The sequence below is a fragment of the Brasilonema angustatum genome (genome assembly GCF_059505445.1).
In genome coordinates this window covers 64,084-86,570 of the sequence record NZ_JCACKO010000117.1, presented here as the reverse complement: position 1 = coordinate 86,570, position 22,487 = coordinate 64,084, and the positions used below count along the sequence as shown (strand labels likewise).

Annotated in this window: 19 protein-coding genes and 1 pseudogene; 8 read left to right on the top strand and 12 right to left on the bottom strand. The window is 40.4% G+C overall.

Annotated elements, in window-relative coordinates; genetic code table 11:
- Positions 1–48: 48 nt before the first annotated feature.
- Positions 49–2,082, bottom strand: a complete 2,034-nt coding sequence (locus AC5JM2_RS19025; RefSeq protein ID WP_495836411.1) for an ATP-binding protein — start codon at positions 2,080–2,082, stop codon at positions 49–51.
- Between the two features lie 288 nt (positions 2,083–2,370).
- Between AC5JM2_RS19025 and AC5JM2_RS19020 the strand changes: the two are divergent.
- The 3 genes and pseudogenes from AC5JM2_RS19020 (at position 2,371) to AC5JM2_RS19010 (ending at position 4,846) form a co-directional block, all read left to right on the top strand.
- A pseudogene (locus AC5JM2_RS19020) lies at positions 2,371–3,100 on the top strand (RibD family protein).
- A gap of 44 nt (positions 3,101–3,144) precedes the next feature.
- Positions 3,145–4,326, top strand: coding sequence for a GNAT family N-acetyltransferase (locus AC5JM2_RS19015; protein WP_495836540.1), 1,182 nt, complete (start codon positions 3,145–3,147; stop codon positions 4,324–4,326).
- Positions 4,327–4,462: 136 nt separating this feature from the next.
- The gene (locus AC5JM2_RS19010) at positions 4,463–4,846 is read left to right on the top strand and encodes a DUF4346 domain-containing protein (RefSeq protein WP_210619572.1); all 384 of its coding nucleotides are present in this window, start codon (positions 4,463–4,465) and stop codon (positions 4,844–4,846) included.
- A gap of 85 nt (positions 4,847–4,931) precedes the next feature.
- Here the strand turns inward: AC5JM2_RS19010 and psb32 are convergent, their stop codons facing one another.
- The 4 genes from psb32 to ybiA form a co-directional block, all read right to left on the bottom strand.
- Entirely contained in the window at positions 4,932–5,675 is a 744-nt protein-coding gene (psb32, locus tag AC5JM2_RS19005; RefSeq protein ID WP_495836410.1) for a photosystem II repair protein Psb32, read from the bottom strand.
- A 154-nt stretch (positions 5,676–5,829) separates the two neighbouring features.
- On the bottom strand, positions 5,830–6,996 hold the full coding sequence (locus AC5JM2_RS19000) for an acyltransferase family protein (protein ID WP_495836409.1): 1,167 nt from the start codon (positions 6,994–6,996) through the stop codon (positions 5,830–5,832).
- Positions 6,997–8,118: 1,122 nt separating this feature from the next.
- Positions 8,119–9,600 carry a SulP family inorganic anion transporter gene (locus tag AC5JM2_RS18995; RefSeq protein WP_495836408.1) on the bottom strand — a complete coding sequence of 494 codons (1,482 nt, stop codon included), beginning with the start codon at positions 9,598–9,600 and terminating at the stop codon, positions 8,119–8,121.
- 1,010 nt (positions 9,601–10,610) lie between these two features.
- Positions 10,611–11,081 (bottom strand): riboflavin biosynthesis intermediates N-glycosidase, encoded by a 471-nt coding sequence (gene ybiA / locus AC5JM2_RS18990; protein ID WP_495836407.1) that lies wholly within the window; start codon positions 11,079–11,081, stop codon positions 10,611–10,613.
- A 161-nt stretch (positions 11,082–11,242) separates the two neighbouring features.
- Here ybiA and AC5JM2_RS18985 point away from each other — a divergent pair, with 161 nt between their 5' ends.
- Complete coding sequence (locus tag AC5JM2_RS18985) at positions 11,243–11,725, top strand: DUF2243 domain-containing protein (RefSeq protein ID WP_495836406.1); 483 nt, start codon at positions 11,243–11,245, stop codon at positions 11,723–11,725.
- Positions 11,726–11,803: 78 nt separating this feature from the next.
- Here the strand turns inward: AC5JM2_RS18985 and AC5JM2_RS18980 are convergent, their stop codons facing one another.
- Positions 11,804–12,595 carry a DUF1868 domain-containing protein gene (locus tag AC5JM2_RS18980; protein WP_495836405.1) on the bottom strand — a complete coding sequence of 264 codons (792 nt, stop codon included), beginning with the start codon at positions 12,593–12,595 and terminating at the stop codon, positions 11,804–11,806.
- A 193-nt stretch (positions 12,596–12,788) separates the two neighbouring features.
- On the opposite strand from AC5JM2_RS18980, the gene holA reads away from it, so the two are divergent.
- Entirely contained in the window at positions 12,789–13,775 is a 987-nt protein-coding gene (gene holA, locus AC5JM2_RS18975) for a DNA polymerase III subunit delta (RefSeq protein ID WP_495836404.1), read from the top strand.
- 105 nt (positions 13,776–13,880) lie between these two features.
- Entirely contained in the window at positions 13,881–14,360 is a 480-nt protein-coding gene (locus AC5JM2_RS18970; RefSeq protein ID WP_495836403.1) for a DUF4168 domain-containing protein, read from the top strand.
- 954 nt (positions 14,361–15,314) lie between these two features.
- Here AC5JM2_RS18970 and AC5JM2_RS18965 read toward each other — a convergent pair.
- The 4 genes from AC5JM2_RS18965 to AC5JM2_RS18950 all read right to left on the bottom strand — a co-directional run bounded on the left by AC5JM2_RS18965 (position 15,315) and on the right by AC5JM2_RS18950 (position 18,122).
- Positions 15,315–15,974, bottom strand: coding sequence for a helix-turn-helix transcriptional regulator (locus AC5JM2_RS18965; protein WP_495836402.1), 660 nt, complete (start codon positions 15,972–15,974; stop codon positions 15,315–15,317).
- A gap of 391 nt (positions 15,975–16,365) precedes the next feature.
- Positions 16,366–16,917 (bottom strand): pyridoxamine 5'-phosphate oxidase family protein, encoded by a 552-nt coding sequence (locus AC5JM2_RS18960; protein WP_495836401.1) that lies wholly within the window; start codon positions 16,915–16,917, stop codon positions 16,366–16,368.
- Positions 16,910–17,095, bottom strand: coding sequence for a hypothetical protein (locus AC5JM2_RS18955; RefSeq protein ID WP_495836400.1), 186 nt, complete (start codon positions 17,093–17,095; stop codon positions 16,910–16,912). The genes AC5JM2_RS18960 and AC5JM2_RS18955 overlap by 8 nt, the downstream gene beginning before the upstream one ends.
- Positions 17,096–17,351: 256 nt before the next feature.
- Entirely contained in the window at positions 17,352–18,122 is a 771-nt protein-coding gene (locus AC5JM2_RS18950; protein WP_495836399.1) for a hypothetical protein, read from the bottom strand.
- Between the two features lie 638 nt (positions 18,123–18,760).
- On the opposite strand from AC5JM2_RS18950, the gene mltA reads away from it, so the two are divergent.
- Both mltA and lpxD read left to right on the top strand, forming a co-directional pair.
- Entirely contained in the window at positions 18,761–20,056 is a 1,296-nt protein-coding gene (gene mltA / locus AC5JM2_RS18945) for a murein transglycosylase A (protein WP_495836398.1), read from the top strand.
- A gap of 389 nt (positions 20,057–20,445) precedes the next feature.
- Positions 20,446–21,498 (top strand): UDP-3-O-(3-hydroxymyristoyl)glucosamine N-acyltransferase, encoded by a 1,053-nt coding sequence (lpxD, locus tag AC5JM2_RS18940; RefSeq protein WP_495836397.1) that lies wholly within the window; start codon positions 20,446–20,448, stop codon positions 21,496–21,498.
- 430 nt (positions 21,499–21,928) lie between these two features.
- On the opposite strand, the gene AC5JM2_RS18935 is transcribed toward lpxD, so the two are convergent.
- Together AC5JM2_RS18935 and AC5JM2_RS18930 are read right to left on the bottom strand one after the other, a co-directional pair.
- Positions 21,929–22,222, bottom strand: coding sequence for a tetratricopeptide repeat protein (locus AC5JM2_RS18935; protein WP_495836539.1), 294 nt, complete (start codon positions 22,220–22,222; stop codon positions 21,929–21,931).
- A gap of 18 nt (positions 22,223–22,240) precedes the next feature.
- A partial coding sequence (locus AC5JM2_RS18930; RefSeq protein WP_495836396.1) for a tetratricopeptide repeat protein occupies positions 22,241–22,487 on the bottom strand: 247 nt, incomplete at its 5' end.

Sequence of the window (22,487 nt, the reverse complement as noted above, 5' to 3'; positions counted from 1 at the left end):
TTCCTTGAAGCTCCGTGATCAACCTCTTCGAGATATAAACACGGAGCATCAAAACTTTGTATTTTGCACACTCAGTGTTGAATTCTTTAATTCCTTGTTGAGAGTAGACGGAAAGCGGTTTTTTTGCAAACTAACTTCTTCTGCTGCTTGCTTTTCCCCTCTTACTGCTTGATCCCCGGAGGAAACACTGAGGCTTTCTGAATCTTTTTTACCTCCTGCGCCTGGTAACAGTGAGTCATCAATTAAAGGCAAAGTTATTGTCATTGTTGTGCCTTGATCCAGACCTGCACTCTCAAGAGTAATAGTACCTCCCATAAGTTCCATTAAATTTCGTGAAATGGCAAGTCCTAATCCTGTACCACCAAATTTACGTGAATCTGAACCATCCACCATCACAAAAGGGCGAAATAGTTTTTGCTGTTGAGCGGGATCAATTCCTATACCTGTATCTGTAACAGAAATAATGACTTTAGATTTATCATCTCTACGTTGAATTTCTGTCGAGATTGTAATGCTTCCTTGTTCGGTAAACTTAGTTGCATTACCAATGACATTAATCAGCACTTGTTTAAGCTTGGCTGCATCAGCATTAACTGGAATTGTCTCATTCAGTTGAGGGATATTTAGTTGCAAGCCTTTTTGTTGAACATTCACTGATTGTATGTTAATAACCTCTTTAAGAACTTGCCGCAGATCAATAGGTTGCAGAACTACTGAAAGCTTTCCTGCTTCTATTTTGGAAATGTCAAGTAAATCGTTAATAATGCCTAATAAGTGAATTGCTGCATCATCCACACGATGGAGAAACTCCATTTCTTCTTCTCGATCATCGCACATACCATCTCGAACTAGACGAACGCAACTAATGATGGTATGTAGCGGGTTTCTCAACTCATGGGAAGTTGTCGCTAAAAACTGAGTTTTCACCTGATTGGCAGCTTTTGCTTCTTTCCATGCTATTTCCAATTCTTCAGCCCAAGCTTTCAACCGTTCAACCATTTGCCCGAGTGCTTGCGCTAACTGGTTAAACTCCCGAATTTTGAAGTTGTCAGGAATTGGTTCTGTTGATTGGTTCAAGTGAAGATTTATAGCGTAGTCTCGCAATTGTTCTACAGGACGTGCCAAATAACGAGCTAAATACAGCGATGCCAAAATACTTGCGCCAATTAAACCTAATGTTAAAACAATGAGGATAAGTTTAATTCCCTCAAGACCATATAAAGCATTATCCAATTCTGTAACGGCGATAATCACCCATTTTCCCTCTTGCCCTTCAGTTAAGGGACTGGGTATTGCAGTATAGCCAGCAAGTAATTCTTCACCCTCATTTTCAAAAAATAAATGCAGAAAGTATTTCTTACCTGCCAGAGCAGCTTTTACAATTTTTTTGAGTCGCCCAGCATCTGTATGTTGAGCAATATTAGTCCCAACCCGATTAGCAATTGGGTGTGCCAGAATTGTTCCATCATCAGCAATAACCATCGTTGAGCCTGTTAGGGAACCAGGCTTAGTTCGCTCTTTTTCTTGCAGTATTGTCGTACGAAAAATCAAGGCATAACGTAAATCTCCCATACTATCGTAGATAGGAGATGATAACAGTAATCTTAGTTGATTTGGTAAGTCTCTTTTCCCAGTTGTTCCGAGCTTTGGTGGTAATATTGCCTCAACATTAATCCCATCATTGGGTATGGGAAATTTTAATTCACCAATTGGTTCATTGCCGCAAGTACTTGCAACAACATTACCGCTTTCTGGCTCAGTCAGTTGAATACACTCTACTTGCCTTGGTAGTTGTTGGGCGATTTGATTAAGAAATCGTTGTACTTGTGTAGGCGAACCTGACTGGATAACCGTTGTTTGACTTGCACTTAGCAAGTTTGTTTTCAAGGCAGCGCTCGTCTCTACAATTTTTTCACCTTTGATAACGGCACTTTCTGTTAAATTTTGACGGGCAGTTTCCAGAAGGCTAGAACGTGCCTTTTTATAGGCTACAATCTCCCCTATCAATAAAACCGGAACTAACAGAAGCAAGATTTTTGATACTAAAATCCGACGAAAGGATGATTGACGGGGTTTAGCCATCGGCAGTCTCTCTTAGTATGTGCCAATCACAACAGTAATCCTAGATAACTTAGAGCAGCTAGTAGTGTTAAGTTATAAAAACTCTATTTTATAATCATATTAAAAATATAAAGTCATTTAAAATATAAATGAACCTTCTTATACAAATACTCACAGAAACTAGCTCATACAGGGGCTGCTGTTGCATATAAATATTACAGAATAAATAGGGAGAGAGGAGGTTTCCTATATCACTATTTTTGAAAATCAGCATTTTGTACAGAAAACAAAAATTATCAGACCAACCCAATGGTACAACATCGCCCATATACCACTGTGATTTTGGCGATGAGTGCAGACGGCAAAAAAATAGCGGATGTCAGGCGATCGCGTAGCGGCTGCTTTGCAGCATCGCCTGCTCGGTTTGGTTCCAAGACGGACATTGCACACCTGGAGGAGCAAATTGCCTGCTTCAGATGCTGTTTTATTCGGTGCTGGTACTCTACGCGCTTACGGTACAACCCTAACTGTATCGCACCCACAACTGCTGCAACAACGAATTCACGCGGGAAGCCTTCCCAACCTGTCCATATACTTATTACACATTCTGCTAGCCTCAATCCGGAAATACGATTCTTTCAGCAGCAAGTCTTGCGTTGGTAAGTAATGACAACAGCAGGAGCCCTTTTTTGCAAAGAACGTCAAGAATTTAAGCTAATTTTGACTTTTGAAGCACCAAAGGCAAAAGTTGACATTCATGCAGCTTTACAACACTTAACTACTTTAGGTATAAAACGCTTAGTTGTTTTGGGCGGCGGTACTTGTATCACCTCCATGCTGGAACTAGATTTGATTATTGATGAATTTTGGCTCACAATCTGTCCGTTGATTCTGGGCGGTTCTACTGCACGGAGTACAGTAGAGGGTAGCGGATTTTTGTTTGAGTTGCCTCCCCGTCTGTAGTTGCTGGAAGTTCACACAGTAGAGTCTGGAAGTTTTTGTGCATTATAGGCTGCAACGATCAACAGATTTAGATTAGGCTAAATAGAGCTTGTGCCAAATTTTGTATCTTTAAAACCCGCAATGGTGGAACAACTCAAGCCTCGCTCTTCTGTCGCTTGGATAAATAAAATTGCTGAAGTACCACAAGAGGCGTGGGATGCTTTGGCATTACCACTCAAAACTCCGTTTTTAGAATGGGAGTGGCTGAAAAATCTCGAAGCCTCCCAAAGCGCTACAGCTAGCACTGGTTGGTTACCGAATCACTTAACCGTATGGCGAGACAGAACGCTGATTGCTGCTGCCCCACTTTACCTGAAAGGACACAGTTCTGGCGAATTTGTTTTTGACCATCAGTGGGCAGACTTAGCACAACGCATTGGTGTAAAGTATTACCCCAAAATGCTGGGAATGACTCCATTTACGCCAGCTGAAGGCTATCGATTTTTGATCGCGCCAGGGGAAGATGAAGATGAGATCACGGCATTGATGGTGCACGAGATTGATGCTTTCTGCACCAAACACCGTATTTCTGGGTGTCATTTTCTTTATGTAGATCCCCAATGGCGTCCTGTTCTGGAACGCCAAGGCTTCACACCTTGGCTGCACCACAGCTACATCTGGGAAAATCTTGGGTTTAACAATTTTGATGACTACTTGGCAGTGTTCAACGCTAACCAGCGTCGTAACATTAAGCGTGAACGCAAAGCAGTGGAAAAAGCTGGTTTGAGACTACAACCTCTGGCTGGCGATGAAATTCCCCAGTCACTGTTTCCTTTGATGTATCAGTTTTACGCTGATACCTGTGATAAATTTGGCTGGTGGGGTAGTAAATACTTAACAAAGAGATTTTTTGAACAGTTATACGCACATTATCGCCATCGAGTTGTGTTTTTTGCGGCATACACAGAACAGGATAATCATCAACCAGTGGGGATGTCTTTTTGTCTGTTTAAGGACGATAGGATGTATGGACGCTACTGGGGTTCTTTTCAAGAGATAGATTGCTTGCATTTTGATGCTTGCTATTATTCACCAGTAGAGTGGGGGATCGCCAACGGTATCCAAATTTTTGACCCTGGTGCTGGTGGACGCCACAAAAAACGTCGCGGTTTCCCTGCAGCTGCCAATTACAGTTTGCACCGCTTTTACAATGCTCGTCTTGGACAAATTCTGCGAAATTATATCAGCGAGGTGAATGAGCTCGAACACCAGGAGATTTCCGCAATAAATGCCGATTTGCCTTTTACTAGTTCCAATCCTTAATACAAATTTTTGTTATGCATTTTCCGCAATGGTCTTGTGCTACAATCGCCAAAATGTGACAAACGGTAAGGAAGATAAGAATTACACTTTATAAGGGGTAAAAAACCCCTAAGACAAGTTAATTTTTATGGTGATTATGGATTTGACTGTTGAAAACTTGGCGGCAATTGACGATAAACTTTCTCAGCGTCATATTGACCTTGACCCCGGTGGGTATTTCATTATTTATTTAAATCGGGAGGAAGGATTAATTTATGCCAAGCATTTCACGAATGTGATTGATGAACGTGGTTTAGCTGTTGATCCAGAAACTGGCAAGGTCATTCCAGCACGGGAAAAGGTGGAACGCACTCACACGACTGTGTTTAGTGGAAGAACGGCAAAAGAGTTGTGTGTGAAAATTTTTGAGGAAACTCAGCCCCCTCCTGTGACTCAGTTAACCCATGCGGCTTATTTGGGTCGTGAGTTTGTCCGATCTGAAATTTCTTTAGTGACAGGACAAGATTATGTTCAGGATTAAAACAGTGAACAGTTATCAGTGAACAGTGAAGTTGATAACTGATAACTGATAACTGATAACTGATTAACTGGTTAATAAGCGAACATCATCCATTAGAAGATGGCTGAAACACTTGATAAATGTAGTAAGTCGCCATCGGAATAACGGTGGCGGCGATTAAAAGTCCTACCACCCAAGCAGTTGCATTACCTTTATTGATATTGGTATCTTCTGCTTTCGCAAAGGTACTTTTTACCTGTACGTTATCAGTGATTTGGGGAGGCCCGGGGTCAGGTTCACCAGATAAAACGGCGACTAGGCGATCGCTAGCATCTAGAAATGCCTGATTATATTTGTCACCGTCCCGTAATGGTACCGTCAAGGTTTCAGAAGCTACACTCAGAGCAATATCATCTGGCATCAAAGATTTCACTTTATCGCCAGTTATAATTGCGGTACCGTTTTTTGCGGTATCAATCATTAATATTGTCTGATTTGCTTGTGCTTCCTTTGTTGGAAACCATTTTTCAAACAGTGCTTTGGTGAAGCTTTCCGGAGTTTCACCGTAATCAAGGCGGCGCATTGTGACAATTCTTACTTCATTACCCGTTTGCTTTGCCAAATTCTCCAGGGTGCTGCTAAGCTTACCTTCATTGAAACGGCTGATGACGTCAGCTTCATCCACAACCCAAGTGGGTTCACCACTTGTAATGGTTGGCATATCATACACACCAGTCGCCCAAGCAGATGTAGCAAACAGTAAAGAAGCCAGAATCACCATCACTGACGGCAGAAGTAGCCGTTGGATGCGTTTTTTCCAGCTATAGACTCGATTGAGGAGCTGTTTCATGGGATTTACCAAAACACACACTACTTGCACAAAAAAAATACTACATAACCAGTAGCAAAGTCTCCTACTTTGCCTGCGTCTTATGTGCAAAGCGCAATAGTGGTTATGCGAACACTGCTAATAACTTCTAGCTTAAATCTCAAGTAGCATAAAATCAGTGGGTTTTTATGTCAATTGATTTGTGTTTTAGTCTTCTATTGGTTGTAAATCGTCGTTCAAAAGCTAAATAGAACAAGTAGGCAAATACTAACGATATTCCCACACTAACCAGATACAGTAACACTGTATACGTAATGGCAGATAGTTGCAAGTCGTGTAGAAAGTGATGCACTAGCGTCACTATCACTCCGTGAGTGAGATAAAGGCTGTAAGAAAATGCTCCGAGTGTGATTGCAACAGGTGATTCTAATACGCGCAGCCCTTTTGGCAACGTATTTTTTTCAAGAAGAAAGTTAGTGCAGTAAATTATCAGACAAGCTGCAGCTAGGGCTGCAAAACTTTCAAAAATCCATGCATCTAATCTTAGTTTTTTCCATTCTGTTAGAAAAGCAATACCAGCAAAAATAACTGCTAACACAGACCATGGTACAGACTTTCTTAACCTGATCCAATCAGGTTTTTGTGAAAATCCAATTTCAGCGGCTACCATCCCTATAGCAAATGAACCTAGCAACCAAGGACGGCTTACGTCCATCAAACCATTGAATAAATAGTGGGGTGTCAGTCCAATTATAAAAGCAATTAAAATAACTGATAACCAACCCCAACGTCTCAGTAAAGGTAGTAACAACAGTGGAAACAAAAAATAAATTTGCCATTCTACTGCCACACTCCACAAGGGCAGGTTAATAGCATGTGCTAGCGTTCCTGGAGTTAAATTATGAATTAGTAGTAGGTGTAAGATGACATCAACAAAAGAATAGTTAGGATAAAACCAGTCGTAAGGAACAGTTTGCCATTTAAAGTGAGTCAGTTTTTCTAAAACAAATATAGCTGCTGTTACTAAAAAACAAAAAATAAGAGTAGCGTAATAGGGTGGTAAAATCCTTCGTGCTCTGCGTTTAAAGTAATCTACTAATGTTCCTGGAATATAACCTGTTTTTTGTCGTACAACTGGCAGCATCAAACAGTATCCAGAAAGAACGATGAAAACAGCAACCCCCATAGATCCAAACCTCAATAATTTGGTCGCTAGAAGAATCCAGGCAGGCAAATTGTGACTTTGGTGTGGCAAAATATGGGAGAACACTACATATAAAGCGGCAAAACCACGTATACCATCTAAGTATTGAAGACGAATTTTTCGATCAGTAGACACCATTAAACTACCGTTTTTTTTGATATTTTTTGATTTGAATTATTTCTTACTTCCAATGAATTCTATCATTAGAATTAGCATTTTTTCTAAGAAAAAATAATATTACTCCATCTACTTTTTTTAATTGCAGATTAGCGAAAAAGTGTCAAATAATAGCTAAAGTCAGGTTTATAAAATGTTTGAAAAATCAAACATCTTGCTCTAACTTTAGGAACTATTAAATGTATGTAATATTTGACTGTTAGATGTAATCGCACAATAGATAATCTGTTTGATCACAAGTAAATTCTGTCGCTAGTATTCAGTATTAACATCTATTTGGAAATCAAATAAACCACTTTTTTATCTTTTGAACTGACTAACAACTGAATTTTAATGTTTCGCAGCAGCATCTACCATCCAACTCTCAATTTGCATCAGTTAGCAGATCGACAAGCTATTTTTATTCAGGTACTTAGTTATCAAAATCTCAAAGCAGTTATTTCAGATTAATTGCATCTTTTGAAGTTATTCCAAAGGAAAAGCGAAATCTTTTCACTCTACAAAGATTCAATTATTAAGTTTATGATTAAATTTCCAAGCAGATATAAGCACATCTGAATCAAGGAGGAGTATCTCCAACATCAGCCATTACATTGAAGTCAACCATCGGAGCGAATAAGTAAATACTTCCTCGACTACTATAACGGCTTTTCTGCAGCCGGTTTTTGTAGTTTGCTGCTGTTGTAATCATGATGTGCCAAGAAAACTTACATATTTACTAAAGCGCCTTTTTACTGACACAAGTAGTCTGCATTTACCATACTAAAATTCATTTGCAAATTTTATGTAAAGAAACAGTATTTTTTTTATAAAAATCATAAAAATTTCAAAAACATATAGGACTTACGCAAAAATAACTACGTTATTTTTCGTCACGAGTACGTAAGTCCTAACATAGACTTGGTTTTCGATGACGTGTGATACTCCGGACGTCTCTATTCTTAAGCAGATCTAAGGCAAATTCAGCATTTTTCCTCGTTTTTTAAGTATAATTAAGTCTGCATATGCTTCAAATTCGTGGAGACTGTTAACTAATGTTACATTTCGTTACATAGGTGTATTTTTTAACCCAACTTACTTAATTTAGTGGTTATTAAAGTTTTCTAGCGCGCCTGGTTTATCGTGAATAGCCAGCTTTTCTAGTAATGTGGCACTCGCTTCATTCAGTCCCACGAGGTCTACTTCTACACCATTTCTGCGAAACTTAATCACAACTCTATCGATGGCTGCAACTGCTGCTTGATCCCAAATGTGAGCGTGAGTCAGGTCAATTTTTACACGTTGCAATTCTTCTCTAAAATCAAAAGCAGCAAGAAATTGTTCCACCGATACAAAGAAAAGTTGACCTGCAATGCTGTAAATTCGATGAGTTTTCTCATCGCTAAGAACTGTGTCTACAAACACAATTTTGGCAATATTGCGGGCAAACAAAACGGTACTAAATGCTACCCCTACGATAACTCCTATTGCTAGATTGTGTGTGAGTACGGTCATGAAAACCGTTGTCATCATGACAGCAGTTTCACTTCTCGGTATCCGGTGTACGTTCATCAGAGATGACCAACTAAAAGTTCCAATAGAAACCATAATCATCACTGCAACTAGGGATGCCATTGGTATCAGCCGCACCCAGTTACCTAACACCAAAATGAAGAACAGTAACAACACCCCAGCACATAAGGTGGAAAGACGGCTGCGTCCCCCAGATTTAATATTGATTACTGACTGACCAATCATCGCACAGCCTGCCATCCCGCCAAAGCATCCTGCCACAATGTTGGCAACACCCTGACCTACAGCTTCTCTATTTTTATCACTTGGGGTATCAGTCAGTTCATCGAGCAGTGAGGCAGTTAACAATGACTCCAGTAAACCCACCACAGCTAAAGGCAATGCGTAGGAAAAGAGAATCGAGAGTGTCTCAAAGGTCAATGGAACTGTAGGTAAGCTGAACAAGGGGAAGGTAGTAGGAAATTCACCCATATCACCTACTGTAGGAACCTTAATCCCCGTGAGGATAGAAAAGGCTGTCAAGACCACAATCGCAACTAATGGCGAAGGTACAACCTTGGTGAAGCGGGGTAGCAAGTAGATGATGGCAAGACCCACAGCGAGCATGATATAAACTTGCCAGGGTACCCCAACCAGCTGTGGTAACTGAGCCATAAAAATTAAGATTGCCAAGGCATTAACAAAGCCGAGCATGACTGATCGTGGCACATACTTCATCTGACGACCTAGCTTGAGCCAGCCACAGATAATCTGAATCACACCAGTTAGAATTGTCGTTGCAAACAGATATTGCAGCCCATGTTCTTTGACCAATGTGATCATTAACAGCGCCATCGCTCCTGTAGCTGCGGAAATTAAGCCAGGGCGTCCTCCCGCAAAAGCTGTCACAACAGCTATGCAAAACGAGGCGTAAAGCCCAACTTTTGGATCAACGCCTGCAATAATTGAAAATGCGATCGCCTCCGGAATCAGCGCTAGCGCTACTACAGTACCTGCTAGGATATCTCCTTTTGTATTGGAGAACCATTCTCGCTTCAAAACGGTTGTGTTCAAGTTGTCCTCTGCTATTAAGGGGTTAGAATTTTAGATATACAGCTTGTCAGCCACATTTTTTACTCTGTTTGGCATTCACTTCCAGTTCACAGACTTCTCAAAACAGATCGCTAGGAAATTCGTTTTCTTGTTTAGATGAAAACATCACTTGGTTATATCAGTGAATAGAGATATCTCAACACAACGTAATTCCAACACAAAGAATTGATGTTACCTTTTCGGAAATTTCTTTGCTTTGGTTAATTTTTATCCTGCAATTCTGCTCATAGAACAGATACTTTGAATCTTAATGTGTTCGATATTTAGTCAGTATGGCGTACAGTATGGCAGAAATAACTAGACGCTTAAGTAAGTCAGCCTAAAAGAATAACCTATATAACGAGATGTAAAATGAGCAAACTGCATAGAAACAGGTCATTTAATACTTTTTACAAAACTCAACATAGTCTTCTTGTACCGACTGACTTATAAATAGGCAAAAGCTAATTGCATGAACAGCATTACAGCCTTATGCTGCTTGCATAGCTGCCTTCTTGCGCTCGTTTCAATGTTGTTTTAAGGTGGACTATTTTTTTGTCCTAAGCTGCCGAAAAGTACTGTAAGCCTTAGCATCATTGGATTTTGAGTAATTAATGGAAGGTTACTAAGATCTGTTGAAAGTAAGAGTAACCATTAGGGGTAAAGATATCACAAGGATTGAATAATTTGCAACAAAACTAGAAATTTCAGTTCCTTGATGTTCAGCAGATCATGACATACTTATTATTTTTTTCACATAAAAATATCTTTGATTTTAAGTATAAAGTGATCTCCGTGACATACTCCCGACGCTCACCGGAAGCGGGTAGAGCTACTGCTAAAGCTTTCAAAGACTTTTCCCAGCCACTCTTGCCCTTTATACTTTTAATGGGTACAGGACTTACGCAAAAATAACTTACTTGCACCCGTTGCGACGAGGAGTGCGCAATTTCACACTCTTGTTCTTTCGTAACTCGTGCGTAAGTCCTAAACTAATCAGAAACGACTGACAAAGATGGTATTTTGCGGATTTCCTCACGCACACTCATAAGGGTTCTACCGAGATGATTGTGACCCGTTTTATCTACACCACAACCCCAGAAATAATCATTTGGTGAGTTTTCTACAATCAAGTTATCACCAGTCATTAAAAGGATTTCTCTAATATCAGTATGTGTCATAAACTTCTTGAGTACAGCTTCTCGCATCAGTTGAGTTTTGACCTCCTCCCAGTCTAAACGAACTTGGCGCGTGCAGTCGCGTCCTAATGATGCCGCAAGTTCTGGTGTTTCAGCACTATGGATAAGAGGTATGATCATAGCATCTGAGGTTCCAACAAACTTTTGAGCTTGATAATAATGCTCAACTGTTGACCAAAAGATGTCTTGCATGACGATTCCATGAGGAGAAAAATTGGAAAAACAGCCGTAGGGCTGCCAAACCTTGTAAAAGTAAATAGTCATTTGAAAATTGCTGTTTTATACATTAATATCCACTATCACGGTAGATACTAGCAAGAAATAGTCTGCTTTGAATTCCACCGCAGTACTAGTCTAAAGGTAGAAGATTGCTTTCAAAATAGAGTTCTATGGTGAAGTGAAAAGTCGGTAGCGAGAGGTTAATAATGGAGGCAAAAAGTGAAAAGAGCAACCAACCGGTTCCGTTGATTGTTGCTGGAATTTTCCTAGGTATAGGTCTTGGTGGCTTCTTTGATGGCATTGTACTGCATCAGATTCTTCAGTGGCATCATATGTTGAGTAACATTCGACCTCTGACCACAATGTCTAATATAGATATGAATACAATCTGGGACGGATTATTTCACGCCTTTGATTGGATAATGACTGTGATTGGAGTGGTGTTGCTATGGCGGGCAGGACGGCGTGAAGATGTTCCTTGGTCATCCAACATCTACTTTGGGTCCATACTTATCGGTGCTGGGCTGTTCAACTTGGTAGAAGGAGTTACTGACCATCATATTCTTGGCATCCATCATGTAAAACCAGGACCGAATCAGTTAGCCTGGGATTTGGGATTTCTTGCCGTTGGTGCGCTTCTTGTTGTCATTGGCTGGGTAATGTTACAACAAAGAGAACATAGAAGTTAGCTAATTCGTTTTTATATTGGTTTTGCTTACCCATCCAAATCTTTGATTTGGATGGGGACTATGCTGAGTATTTCTATTTCAAAAATCTAAAATTGGCCAGTCTGGTTCGCGATAATAGCGCGTCATGTCGTCAAACTTCCGTAATTCGGCACGGTTTATGCTCAATACCAGGGAATTCTCTGCCCATTGCTGATTCAACTGAGAAAACATCCTAGCAAGCTCTTCGTAGTCTAGATTGGGCGCAATTTCTCCAAAATAGCCTAATGTCACATGAGCGCTAAAGTGATAATGTTGCTCAATCCCTAAGGCCATCAAGTTGGAATTTTGATAAATTGCTCGACGCAAGTTAACAATTTGCTCATAGGACGCTTCATCCTGAGGTATCAAACAAACGCCTATAGCCCTTGGCATTACCACCAGTCCCTGAATTTGCCAGCGAATGGGGTGAGTTTGCCTTTGCTTCGATTGTTGATACTGCTTAAAAATATCCCTAAAGCAAGAGCGTAGATGTTCTTCAAATTTTGGGTTTTTTTCGCGAGCATCATAGTAAGCACTGTCCCAAATCAAGTCCGCTAAAGTCAAATGAAAGCTTGCAGGAGGTACAAGCACGATCCAATCAGAGTTGACTCTTAGCTGTAAAAGTTCCTGTTGGTAATCCTGTAAGTGTGCGTAGAAAGTAGAGTTGTCTGTTTCTTCTTTCCAAGGTGGGGTGATCACTGTATAGCCAGGAAAAGATACTGCTTGCCTTCCTTGATCTGAATGCGGCTGAAATTTAGAAGATGTCTGGATATGCTGGACCTGAGTTTTGTATGCTTCGCTTAGCGTCATCCGCACTAAACGATTTAAGTAAATTTGATATTTGTCGTCCAACGTTCATATCCTCCAACTCCACGCTTATTGATTGTAGGCAAAATCACCTGCATTAAATCAGCAATTTAAAAAGTATTTAGCTTTTTTGAGGTGGTAGGGTGATCAGGAAAATAAGGAACACAAAGAAATATTATAAATAATGACTACTCTGGCCTGATTGCATCTACTTTCTCTAACAACAGTGAGGTTCCCTATGCCAGTCTACTTTTACTGGGGTGAGGATGATTTTGCGATAGGAAAGGCGATCGCTCTTGTGCGCGATCGCATCCTAGATCCCCTGTGGACAAGTTTTAATTACACAGTACTACCTCCAGATTTACCTGATGCGCCGATTCAAGGATTAAATCAAGTGATGACACCACCTTTTGGCACTGGCGGACGTTTGGTATGGCTTGCCAATACTACCCTCTGCCAGCAATCCTCAGATAATGTGTTATCAGAACTGGAGCGAACTTTGCCTGTCATTCCCGAAAATTCATATTTGTTACTCACCAGTAGTCACAAACCAGATGAACGCCTCAAATCAACCAAAATTCTGAAAAAATTTGCTGAATTCAAAGAATTTTCTTTAATTCCGCCTTGGAAGACGGAACTACTGATGCAGTCTGTCAGTCAAGCTGCTCAAACAGTGGGGGTGAAACTAACTCGATCAAGTGTAGAGATGTTGGCGGATGCTGTAGGCAATAATACACGCCTTCTCTACAATGAGTTGGAGAAATTACGACTTTACGCTGAAGGCAGCAATCAACCTTTGGATACAGACAGCGTTACTCAGTTAGTCCGAAATACAACTCAAAATAGCCTACAATTAGCCGCAACAATTAGAACAGGAGACACAGCTAGAGCTTTAGCGATATTAATCGATCTTATTAATGCTTGTGAACCTCCTTTGCGAATAGTTGCCACCCTGATTGGGCAATTTCGCACTTGGTTATCGGTCAAGCTCATGGTAGAAAGTGGTGAGCGCAATTCACAAGTTATTGCTAAAGCTGCGGAGATAGGCAACCCCAATCGCATTTACTATCTACAGAAAGAAATTCAATCTGTTTCTGTACAGCAACTTATTGCCAGTTTACCTATACTGTTAGATTTAGAAGTTAGTCTCAAACAAGGAGTTTCAGAGATGTCCGCACTACAGAGTAAAGTCATAGAGCTTTGTCAAGTCTATAAAAGAACTTAACAAAAAAAATAAACATTTCTTGTTTGAGTGTTTTCTGGAACTTCTCACTCATAAAATAATTCACAGTGATTAAGATATCCCGACTGTAGTTGTTTCATCAAACAAATGAAAAGATCTTACCAGAATTTTTTCCAAGTTAGTCTAATTCCCATACTTGCCCAATCTTTATTTGTGGGCATCGTTGCAACTGCCAGTTTGGTTTCTAGTACTTTAGTTTTGAGTTCAAAAACCGATGCTCAAGCTCCACAAGGAATTAATCCTGGTGAACTTAGAAACTATGCTAGAGCTATGTTAAAAATGGAACCTGAGCGTCAACAAGCCTTTGACGAAATAAAAAAAATTATGAATGCCGGAGACGTTCCAAAGATTGTTTGTAACGATAACAATAGTTTAAATGGTCTTCCTGGTAAAGCAAAAGATATTGCGGTTAATTACTGCCAACGCTATCAAAAAGTGGTTGAAGATAATGGCCTTTCAATTGATAGATACAACACAATTACGACACAGGTTCAAGGTAATGAAGATTTAAAACGGAAGATGTACAATGAATTACTTCGCCAACAAAAAGTGCCTAAATCTCTGTAAACAAACTGAAAAACAAAAAAAAATTCTTGATTGTCCTGGTTAAAACGATATAAACATTTTAGGTCTTGTAACTCTTCACAAAAGAGCAAACCTCATAGTCCATAATCTTATGTCGAACCTTTTGGTAAGATAATTATGGTAATGATGTGTCATACTAATGCCATTTTAAAAATACCTATTTAACGTTCACTCTTGTCGTGCCGCAGGTATACCAAGAGTGCGTAGGTTACCCATACAACCAAACCTACACGGAAGTAAGGGCGTTGGCACATCAAGAACGCCAACAAGAGAATAGGTGATCTTGTAGTGAGAAGGAAGCTATTTTGAAATGCACAACTTGTTAGGAATTTAGTTGCAATTAATATCTATTTTGTAAAAGCACAGATTGATATACATATTTTAGAAAAAAATAGAAAAATGTCAGATTGAGTGTTATGCAGAAAAACAAAGCCTTTCGGAAATTTCACCTTTTGAAAACCCTCAAAAACTAAGCATCTTTACTTTACTCAAAATGACACTTTTGTATCAAATATCCCGTTTTTGTAGTGAGTACATGATAAACGATTATCATACAGTCAGAAAGTACCCTTGGGGGTACTCTTTTTATCAAGAACTATCAAACCACCAGTAAACACAAGTATGTAAAAAAATTAATCTGTCACCTTTGCGATGATTGCCCCTTCAAGATAGACATAGCCTATGCCCTACACCACGGCTGAGTTAAACAGCTAACAAAGCAGTGTCTTGTGAAGGAGATACCTGTAATACCATTTTCATATGAAGATGCATAGAAATAACCGCATCGCCGTTAACTGCCCTCCCCGCAGGTTTGGGGAGGTTTGGAGGGGTCGAAATAATGTGCAGCCTCACATAGAATTGGTATAAAAGCCAAAATAAAAAACGCTTTGAATCTCCCTATTTTATTTTTATATATAAAATTCATAATTCAAAGGCTTAATCTTCACAATTTAAAAATGCTTGTCGCTTTGCATGAATATTTCTCATGTGCTTTTTCACTGTATTCATAGAAATGTAAAGTTGCTCGGCAATTTCTTTATAGCTAGACTTTCTTCTATAAAGATACCAAATTTCTGCCTCTCGTGGTGTTAATTTGTATTTGGTTACTTCTACAATGGCAATATTTTTCAATGACTCATATTTGTTTTCCATGATCACTAAAAGATAAGAACTATTACACTTTTCTAAATAAAGCCATCTGGCACGAACACAGAAAACTTTTGACCTATCTACTACAATTTCATGAGATAGAATCATAGTTTTTTTGGCTATCATACTACGGTTTTCTAATAATGTCTCGCAAATACACCAGATAGCAGGTGGTATACAATTTGAGTTGGATCTGCCTTGATTAATTTCAGAAACGATACTAGAAGCAGATGTATTTGCATGAATCAATTCGCCTGTCTCGTTCAAGAGCAAAATACCGTCTTGTAAGCCTTCAATCACTTCTTGGAAAAAATAAGCTCGCTGAGAATCATGCAACTCAATATTATCTAACTGTTGTCGTTGAACTGTTTTTTCTTGAGATATGGGTGAGATTTTTATTGTGGTTACCATGGAACATACTTTTTTTTTCACAACACTATTATTCATTCAGTAGTTTTATTTATGTTGAAAATATGTACCTTAATTGTCTGCATAATATTGCAGAACAATGACACATAGGAATGAAAATGAGTGTGTCATTGATAACATGGCACACATGAAAGTGAACTTTCAGAAGTTTTCCTAGCTTTCTTTAGAACTTAATTTTAAATACAACTGTTAAATGGTCTATTTCGGATATAGCTTTTGTAAGTGTAAATTAATTTATGTATGTGGCGATCATTATAAAAGCGTTGACTCCCTTTGGATCTCAGCGGAAAAGCATATTGTCAATAAGAAGAGATAAATATCAATAAGTAGACAAGCACATTATGCGATCGCATACAACTACCTTTGCGCCAAAATCAGCCAATAAGAGAGCCAAAACTTTTCCTAAGTCTCATGACTTACTCAATGGAGTTGCTAAACCATCAATGCTGACCAGATTTTTTTGCTGATGATATTCTTTAAGTCCGGCTTCACCTTTTTTATTTGCCCATTTGACTAAAGTCTCCCTCTGTCCTTTATATTCATAAAGTGGTACGCCAAAACCACAGGAGGTCTGCACTCTTGAGATATCCGCTACAATAATTTGACGCGCTCCGGGAATCTCTGAAAACAAGGGATACAGAGTTTTCCATTCTGGCGAACTGGGAATAACTGTGTATCCTTTACCGTAGAGACGGAGAATACTCGGGGGTTCAGCAAAAGCGCAAAACATAAAAGTAATTCGCCCATTTTCTTGCAGATGGGCTGAGGTTTCGTTACCACTACCTGTAACGTCCAAGTAACCTACACGATGGGGACAAAGAACGCGAAAACCTCCTAGACCTTTAGGAGAAAGGTTAACATGACCAGTAGAGCTTAAGGGTGCAGAACCTACAAAGAAAAGGTGTTGAGCTTCAATAAATTCTTGCAGTTCTTCAGTGATGGATTCAAAAAGTTTAGCCATAGATTGAATAGTTTCTGTTGATAAATGCCCGACGTTCTACTCCATTCATTTTCGATGCTGCCAATCGCAAGTCTTCGATATACGATGATGTTAATCCTTTGAGTGCGCCTGCTGGAGCTAAGGTATCCAAAATGCTTTCTCGTGTTTCCTTCGCATCAAGAGTACATTTTACCTCCATCGGTAAATTTTTTCATAGAAATCACCTTAAGACTTGCTTATTGATGCAGCGTTTTATACTTGTACAAATTCTCTGTAAACTTGCACTTAATACTTACTTTTTCATTCTTGGCGTTCTAGCCTGCGGCACGCCGCTGCGCGTCTAAGGCGACTGCGTTGGCGTAGCCTGCGCTTTGCGCATACGTTTAATAAACATTAAGTGCATGTATGGCACTTTACGGGCAAGCTATCATGAAGAATTGGTATTAATAGCGTTATCAAGCAAATAATTTAAATCTTGCTAGGTGGGTTTCAATGGTTTGAGGCAAGATTTTACTGAGTTCTTTAGTGTCTCGAAATTGCAAAATTTGTGATGGTGGTAAGTCAAAAGGAAACTGCCCTGCTATATCTGAGCGTTCCATTTGGGCTAGTAGAATATGTTCAGAGCGCTTACTTTGAATAGCATAACCAATTTCAATACAGACATATGGGCTAGGAAGTAGCAGATCCGTCTCTTTACCGTCAATTTTAGTAATAGGTGTCGTGTCAGCAATAAACAACAAACTTCTATGAATTTTTCGCATCATTGTTCGGCTGAGTCGTACAGAACCTTCCTTGGGACGGTAAGACTCCACTAAAGATAGAGGTAAACGCGATCGCAAGTTTAAAATCTCCAAACTCTGAAGCAGTCCTTCTCGTAAAGCCTCACTTGCAACTGAATACTCAGTTTGATAGCACAAAAAAATTGTGGGTTCTAACTGCGCTAACACAGCCTGCTTGGTGAAATATATTTCGTGACTTATTAAATCAATATTCGCGACACAATAACCACCACTACCTTCAACATAAAATTCAACGTTTTCTCCTTCTAGATAGCGCCCGAACCATAGAGATTTTCTGACTTCCTGACTCTCTTCCAAGAAGTCCGCTCTTAGCCCTGATTTCAGCAGGCTTTTTTTACTGAGGCGAATATCCGGCGGACGTTTTTCCAATTCTGGAATCGGCTCATAATTCTCTAGATACCATGCTCTAAGAGCAATTATTGACATAAGACGCTATTCAATGGTGTCTCTTTTTATTCAACTTTGTACAAGCTTACACCCAGATGCCCTCTGAAGAAAATCGAAATTCTCTACTCCCCACTTTCTCGGGAACTGTTAGTGGGATCACAATCGTCAAAAGCTACAAGGACAAGGAAATGAAGCAGTAGGAGAATGGAACAATTTCTTACACCATTTCACGAAATCCCTGATACAAATGATTAGTTTCTAATTCTTTCCCCCTGCTCCCTGCCCCCTGCTCCCTGCTTCCCATTTGTATCAACCTTAAAGTGAAACGGTATTACCCTTGTTCTCTCCCTCTTTCTCTTCCCATTCGAGGGTTGCGTGGTTAACAATCAGTTGAATGTGTTCCAAATGATTTAACGTGATGCCCAAAAGACCAAATCAGTACACCGTATACCTTCTAGTGGAAAATGCTCACCGTGAAAAAACTCGTTTTCCAACAATTCAAAAATTTTAGAAGTGGTATGGTGGCGAACCTGTGCCGAAGTCTGCTTCTAATGACAATATCCGGGCACCAATCAAAAATATTTAGTCCTGAGTACATAGTCGTGCGTCTGTCTCGGATTGTAGCTATTCGGGTAAAACCCATTTTTTGCTCTAGTGTGGAAAGATTTACCTAAATCATGAGAAAAACGCTTACTTTATTTTTCTTGAGTCTAGGAGTTGCTCTTTTTATTCCACTTTGCTCAGTTTTTGCTGAGGTTCCTGACTTATCACCGATACCAATACCAGTCCCAAGCCAACCTGAGACTTTGCCAGTGTCAGTGCCAGTGCCAGTACCAGTGCCAATAACAAAACCCACTCAATTTAGACACCTTATATCAGCATTAACGCCTGTAAATGTGGGGACAATCTGTAGCTCTTCATACAATTGCTTGGGTTGGGATGAGCAAATTTGGGGTGAAAATGGCAAAGGAGGCGATCGCAAGGCACTCTTAGCAGCAATAGATAACAGCTTGTCTTTCTTAACAACTAATAAGGCTGCAACAGTTTATCGAAATTATCCGATTCGAGGGATTACCCTTGATCGCGTCCGACGTAGTTTGCTGCGTTTCCGCCAGCTGGTTGTTAGCTATGATTCACCAGCACAACTGCAAGCTGCTATTCGTCAGGAGTTTGTCTTTTACCAGTCTTCTGGAAAAGATCACAATGGTAACGTGACGTTTACTGCTTATTACGAGCCTGTATATACCGCCAGTCGCGTACGCACACCAGTCTATCAGTATCCCATTTATCGACGACCACCCGACTTTGAGAGATGGGCGAAACCACATCCAAAACGGGTTGATTTAGAAGGAAAAGATGGTTTACAAGGGGATAGAAGCCGGTTACGTGGTTTGGAGTTATTTTGGTTTGCCAATCGCTTTGATGCGTACATGATTCAAATTCAAGGTTCTGCCCAACTCACGTTAACTGATGGTACGACAACATCTGTGGGTTATGGAGGTGCAACAGATTACCCGTGGACAAGCATAGGGCGAGAACTGGCGAAAGATGGCAAACTTCCCTTGAGTGGTTTAACATTACCAGTTATGACTCAGTATTTTCAGCAGAACCCAAACCAGATGGATATTTATCTGCCGCGCTGGAAACGCTTTGTCTTCTTCCAGGAAACTGGTGGTACAGCGGCTACAGGAAGTATTCGCGTGCCAGTCACAGCAGAACGTTCTATTGCGACTGATAAATCTATTATGCCTCCAGGAGCATTAGCGCTGATTAACACCAGTGTACCTTTTCCCACTGAGTATGGACAGCTTGCGTATCGTACTGTGAGCCGCTATGTACTTGATCAAGATACAGGAAGCGCTATTAAAGGACCAGGACGAGTTGATTATTTTATGGGAACTGGCAAATTAGCTGGCGATCGCGCTGGTGTCACTGGCGGCAATGGTCAACTCTATTATTTATTATTGAAGTAATAACTTTGGTAATTCTTCAATTTTTTTTAGAGGTGATAAGTCACGCCAAGACTGCCTGTAAATATAGTAAGGAACAGGGAACGCTTAACAGGGAACAGGGAACACTTCGACAAGCTCAGTGCATCGCAGGAAACAGGCGTGTGAAAGTCTGGTGATGTCCGTTTTTTCTCATAAGTTCTATGTCCTAATCTACCTGGCAACGGCTATATATAGTTGTAGGATGTTTTGAACCGCAGATGCACACAGAATTACGCAGAATATTTATTTGTGTTTATCTGTGTGCATCTTACGAAAATGTTAAATATTATTCATCTACGTGCAAACAACATAATCTTAAGAAAAAGCGACAATTATTTTGCCTATATTTCAAGGACTCCTGAAAAATAACCATGAAATTCAGTAAAATTGTAGAAAAACTTGGTGATAGCGGCTCCTGCAATAGCTTCTGTTTCAATAAAGAAAATGACCCAGAAATTACAGGGGTTACACCAGTTGATGAAGCGACAACGGGTGCTCTCAGCTACATTGAAGGAGCAAAATTTGCTTCGATGGTTAGCAAGACGAATGCTAGTGCTTTAATTTTACCTGCAGATGAAACATTACAGGCACAAGCACAAGAACGGAGTATTGTTTGGATTGCAACGCCAGAACCACGGTTGTTATTTGCCAAAGCGATCGCATTATTTTATAAACCCTGGCGTCCGACTCCAGAAATTCATCCGACTGCAGTTATTCACCCGACAGCAAAAATTGGGCAACAAGTGTATGTAGGTGCTCATGTTGTGATTCAGCAGGGAGTAGAAATTGGCGATGATGTGTGCATTCATCCTAATGTGGTAATTTATCCAGATGTTAAGATAGGCGATCGCACAACTTTGCACGCCAATTGCACCATCCACGAACGGACTCGTATTGGTGCAGATTGTATGATTCACAGTGGTGCTGTCATTGGTTCAGAAGGCTTTGGCTTTGTTCCCAGTTCCACTGGTTGGGTAAAAATGGAACAATCCGGCTACACTGTTTTAGAAGATCATGTAGAAGTGGGCTGTAATAGTGCTATTGACCGCCCAGCCGTAGGAGAAACACGGATAGGTCGCCATACGATAATTGACAATTTAGTGCAAATCGGTCACGGTTGCCAAATAGGTGCTGGTTGTGCATTGGCAGGTCAAGTTGGTATAGCCGGAGGTGTGAAAGTTGGCAATGGTGTTATCTTGGCTGGACAGGCGGGAATTGCCAATCAGGTGAAGATTGGCGATAGGGCGATCGCATCTGCAAAAGCTGGTATTCATAATGATATCGCACCAGGTGAAATTGTCTCTGGAAGTCCAGCGCTACCGCACAAACAGTACTTGAAGGTGTCAGCTATTCTCAGCCGCTTACCAGAGATGTATCAAACGCTGAAACAGTTACAGCGTCAGATTAATAATGGTAATGGTTAGTGGCTGCTGAGATACACAAATCTCTTTTATTCCGCGTTGATTTGACCTCACCCTCGCTTTTAGCTGCGCTAAAATCTTTCCCTCTCCTTACTAAGGAGAGGGATGCCCGATAGGGCAGGGTGAGGTTTTGCGCCAACGAGGTTGATTTGACCTCACCCTCGCTTTTAGCTGCGCTAAAATCTTTCCCTCTCCTTACTAAGGAGAGGGATGCCCGATAGGGCAGGGTGAGGTTTTGCGCCAACGAGTGGGAATCCAAGAACTTGTGTGTACATACATCGTAGTTGCTAAGGGGAGAGGCGGTTTTGGCGTCAGACAAAACCGGGGTGGGGTTATGCAACGCAATTATTCGCGAAAAAATTCCAGTTTGCTTCACTTGAAGAGGAAAAAAAGAAAAGAGCAAAGAGGAAAAGGACAAAAGTACAAAATAATACTAAATAACTGAGAACATTCTACCCACCAAATAAACGCCCCCAAAAGCCCTTCTTTTTATCTTATAATTCTCTAAGTTTTTACGATACAGCGTACTACTAGGATCAAGGCGAACAGCTATTTCCAGTTCTGCGATCGCATCTTCGAGTTTGCCTTGATCGTACAGCGCCCTCCCCAGGTTATTGTGAGCATTTGCATCATTTGGGTCGATTTGCAAGGCTTTACGGTAAGAGGCGATCGCATCTTCGAGTTTGTTTTGATCGTACAGCGCATTCCCCAGGTTATTGTGAGCAATTGCATAATTTGGGTTGATTTACAACGCTGTTTGGTAAGAGGCGATCGCTTGATCGAGTTTGCGTTGATTTTTCAGCGCCAACCCCAGGTTATAGTGAGCATATGCATAATTTGGGTCGATTTGCAAGGCTTTACGGTAAGAGGCGATCGCTTGATCGAGTTTGCCTTGCTCGTACAGCGCATTCCCCAGGTTATAGTGAGCATATGCATCATTTGGGTCGATTTGCAAGGCTTTACGGTAAGAGGCGATCGCTTGATCGAGTTTG

What these genes read in the sequence shown, in the direction of transcription:
- mltA (WP_495836398.1), top strand. Translation starts at nt 18,761, where the DNA reads ATGAGAAAAACGCTTACTTTATTTTTCTTGAGTCTAGGAGTTGCTCTT.
- AC5JM2_RS19025 (WP_495836411.1), bottom strand. Translation starts at nt 2,082, where the DNA reads ATGGCTAAACCCCGTCAATCATCCTTTCGTCGGATTTTAGTATCAAAA.
- AC5JM2_RS18970 (WP_495836403.1), top strand. Translation starts at nt 13,881, where the DNA reads ATGAAAAGATCTTACCAGAATTTTTTCCAAGTTAGTCTAATTCCCATA.
- AC5JM2_RS18965 (WP_495836402.1), bottom strand. Translation starts at nt 15,974, where the DNA reads ATGAATAATAGTGTTGTGAAAAAAAAAGTATGTTCCATGGTAACCACA.
- AC5JM2_RS19000 (WP_495836409.1), bottom strand. Translation starts at nt 6,996, where the DNA reads ATGGTGTCTACTGATCGAAAAATTCGTCTTCAATACTTAGATGGTATA.
- AC5JM2_RS19015 (WP_495836540.1), top strand. Translation starts at nt 3,145, where the DNA reads ATGGTGGAACAACTCAAGCCTCGCTCTTCTGTCGCTTGGATAAATAAA.
- lpxD (WP_495836397.1), top strand. Translation starts at nt 20,446, where the DNA reads ATGAAATTCAGTAAAATTGTAGAAAAACTTGGTGATAGCGGCTCCTGC.
- AC5JM2_RS18955 (WP_495836400.1), bottom strand. Translation starts at nt 17,095, where the DNA reads ATGGAGGTAAAATGTACTCTTGATGCGAAGGAAACACGAGAAAGCATT.
- AC5JM2_RS19010 (WP_210619572.1), top strand. Translation starts at nt 4,463, where the DNA reads ATGGATTTGACTGTTGAAAACTTGGCGGCAATTGACGATAAACTTTCT.
- psb32 (WP_495836410.1), bottom strand. Translation starts at nt 5,675, where the DNA reads ATGAAACAGCTCCTCAATCGAGTCTATAGCTGGAAAAAACGCATCCAA.
- holA (WP_495836404.1), top strand. Translation starts at nt 12,789, where the DNA reads ATGCCAGTCTACTTTTACTGGGGTGAGGATGATTTTGCGATAGGAAAG.
- AC5JM2_RS18985 (WP_495836406.1), top strand. Translation starts at nt 11,243, where the DNA reads ATGGAGGCAAAAAGTGAAAAGAGCAACCAACCGGTTCCGTTGATTGTT.
- AC5JM2_RS18960 (WP_495836401.1), bottom strand. Translation starts at nt 16,917, where the DNA reads ATGGCTAAACTTTTTGAATCCATCACTGAAGAACTGCAAGAATTTATT.
- ybiA (WP_495836407.1), bottom strand. Translation starts at nt 11,081, where the DNA reads ATGACTATTTACTTTTACAAGGTTTGGCAGCCCTACGGCTGTTTTTCC.
- AC5JM2_RS18950 (WP_495836399.1), bottom strand. Translation starts at nt 18,122, where the DNA reads ATGTCAATAATTGCTCTTAGAGCATGGTATCTAGAGAATTATGAGCCG.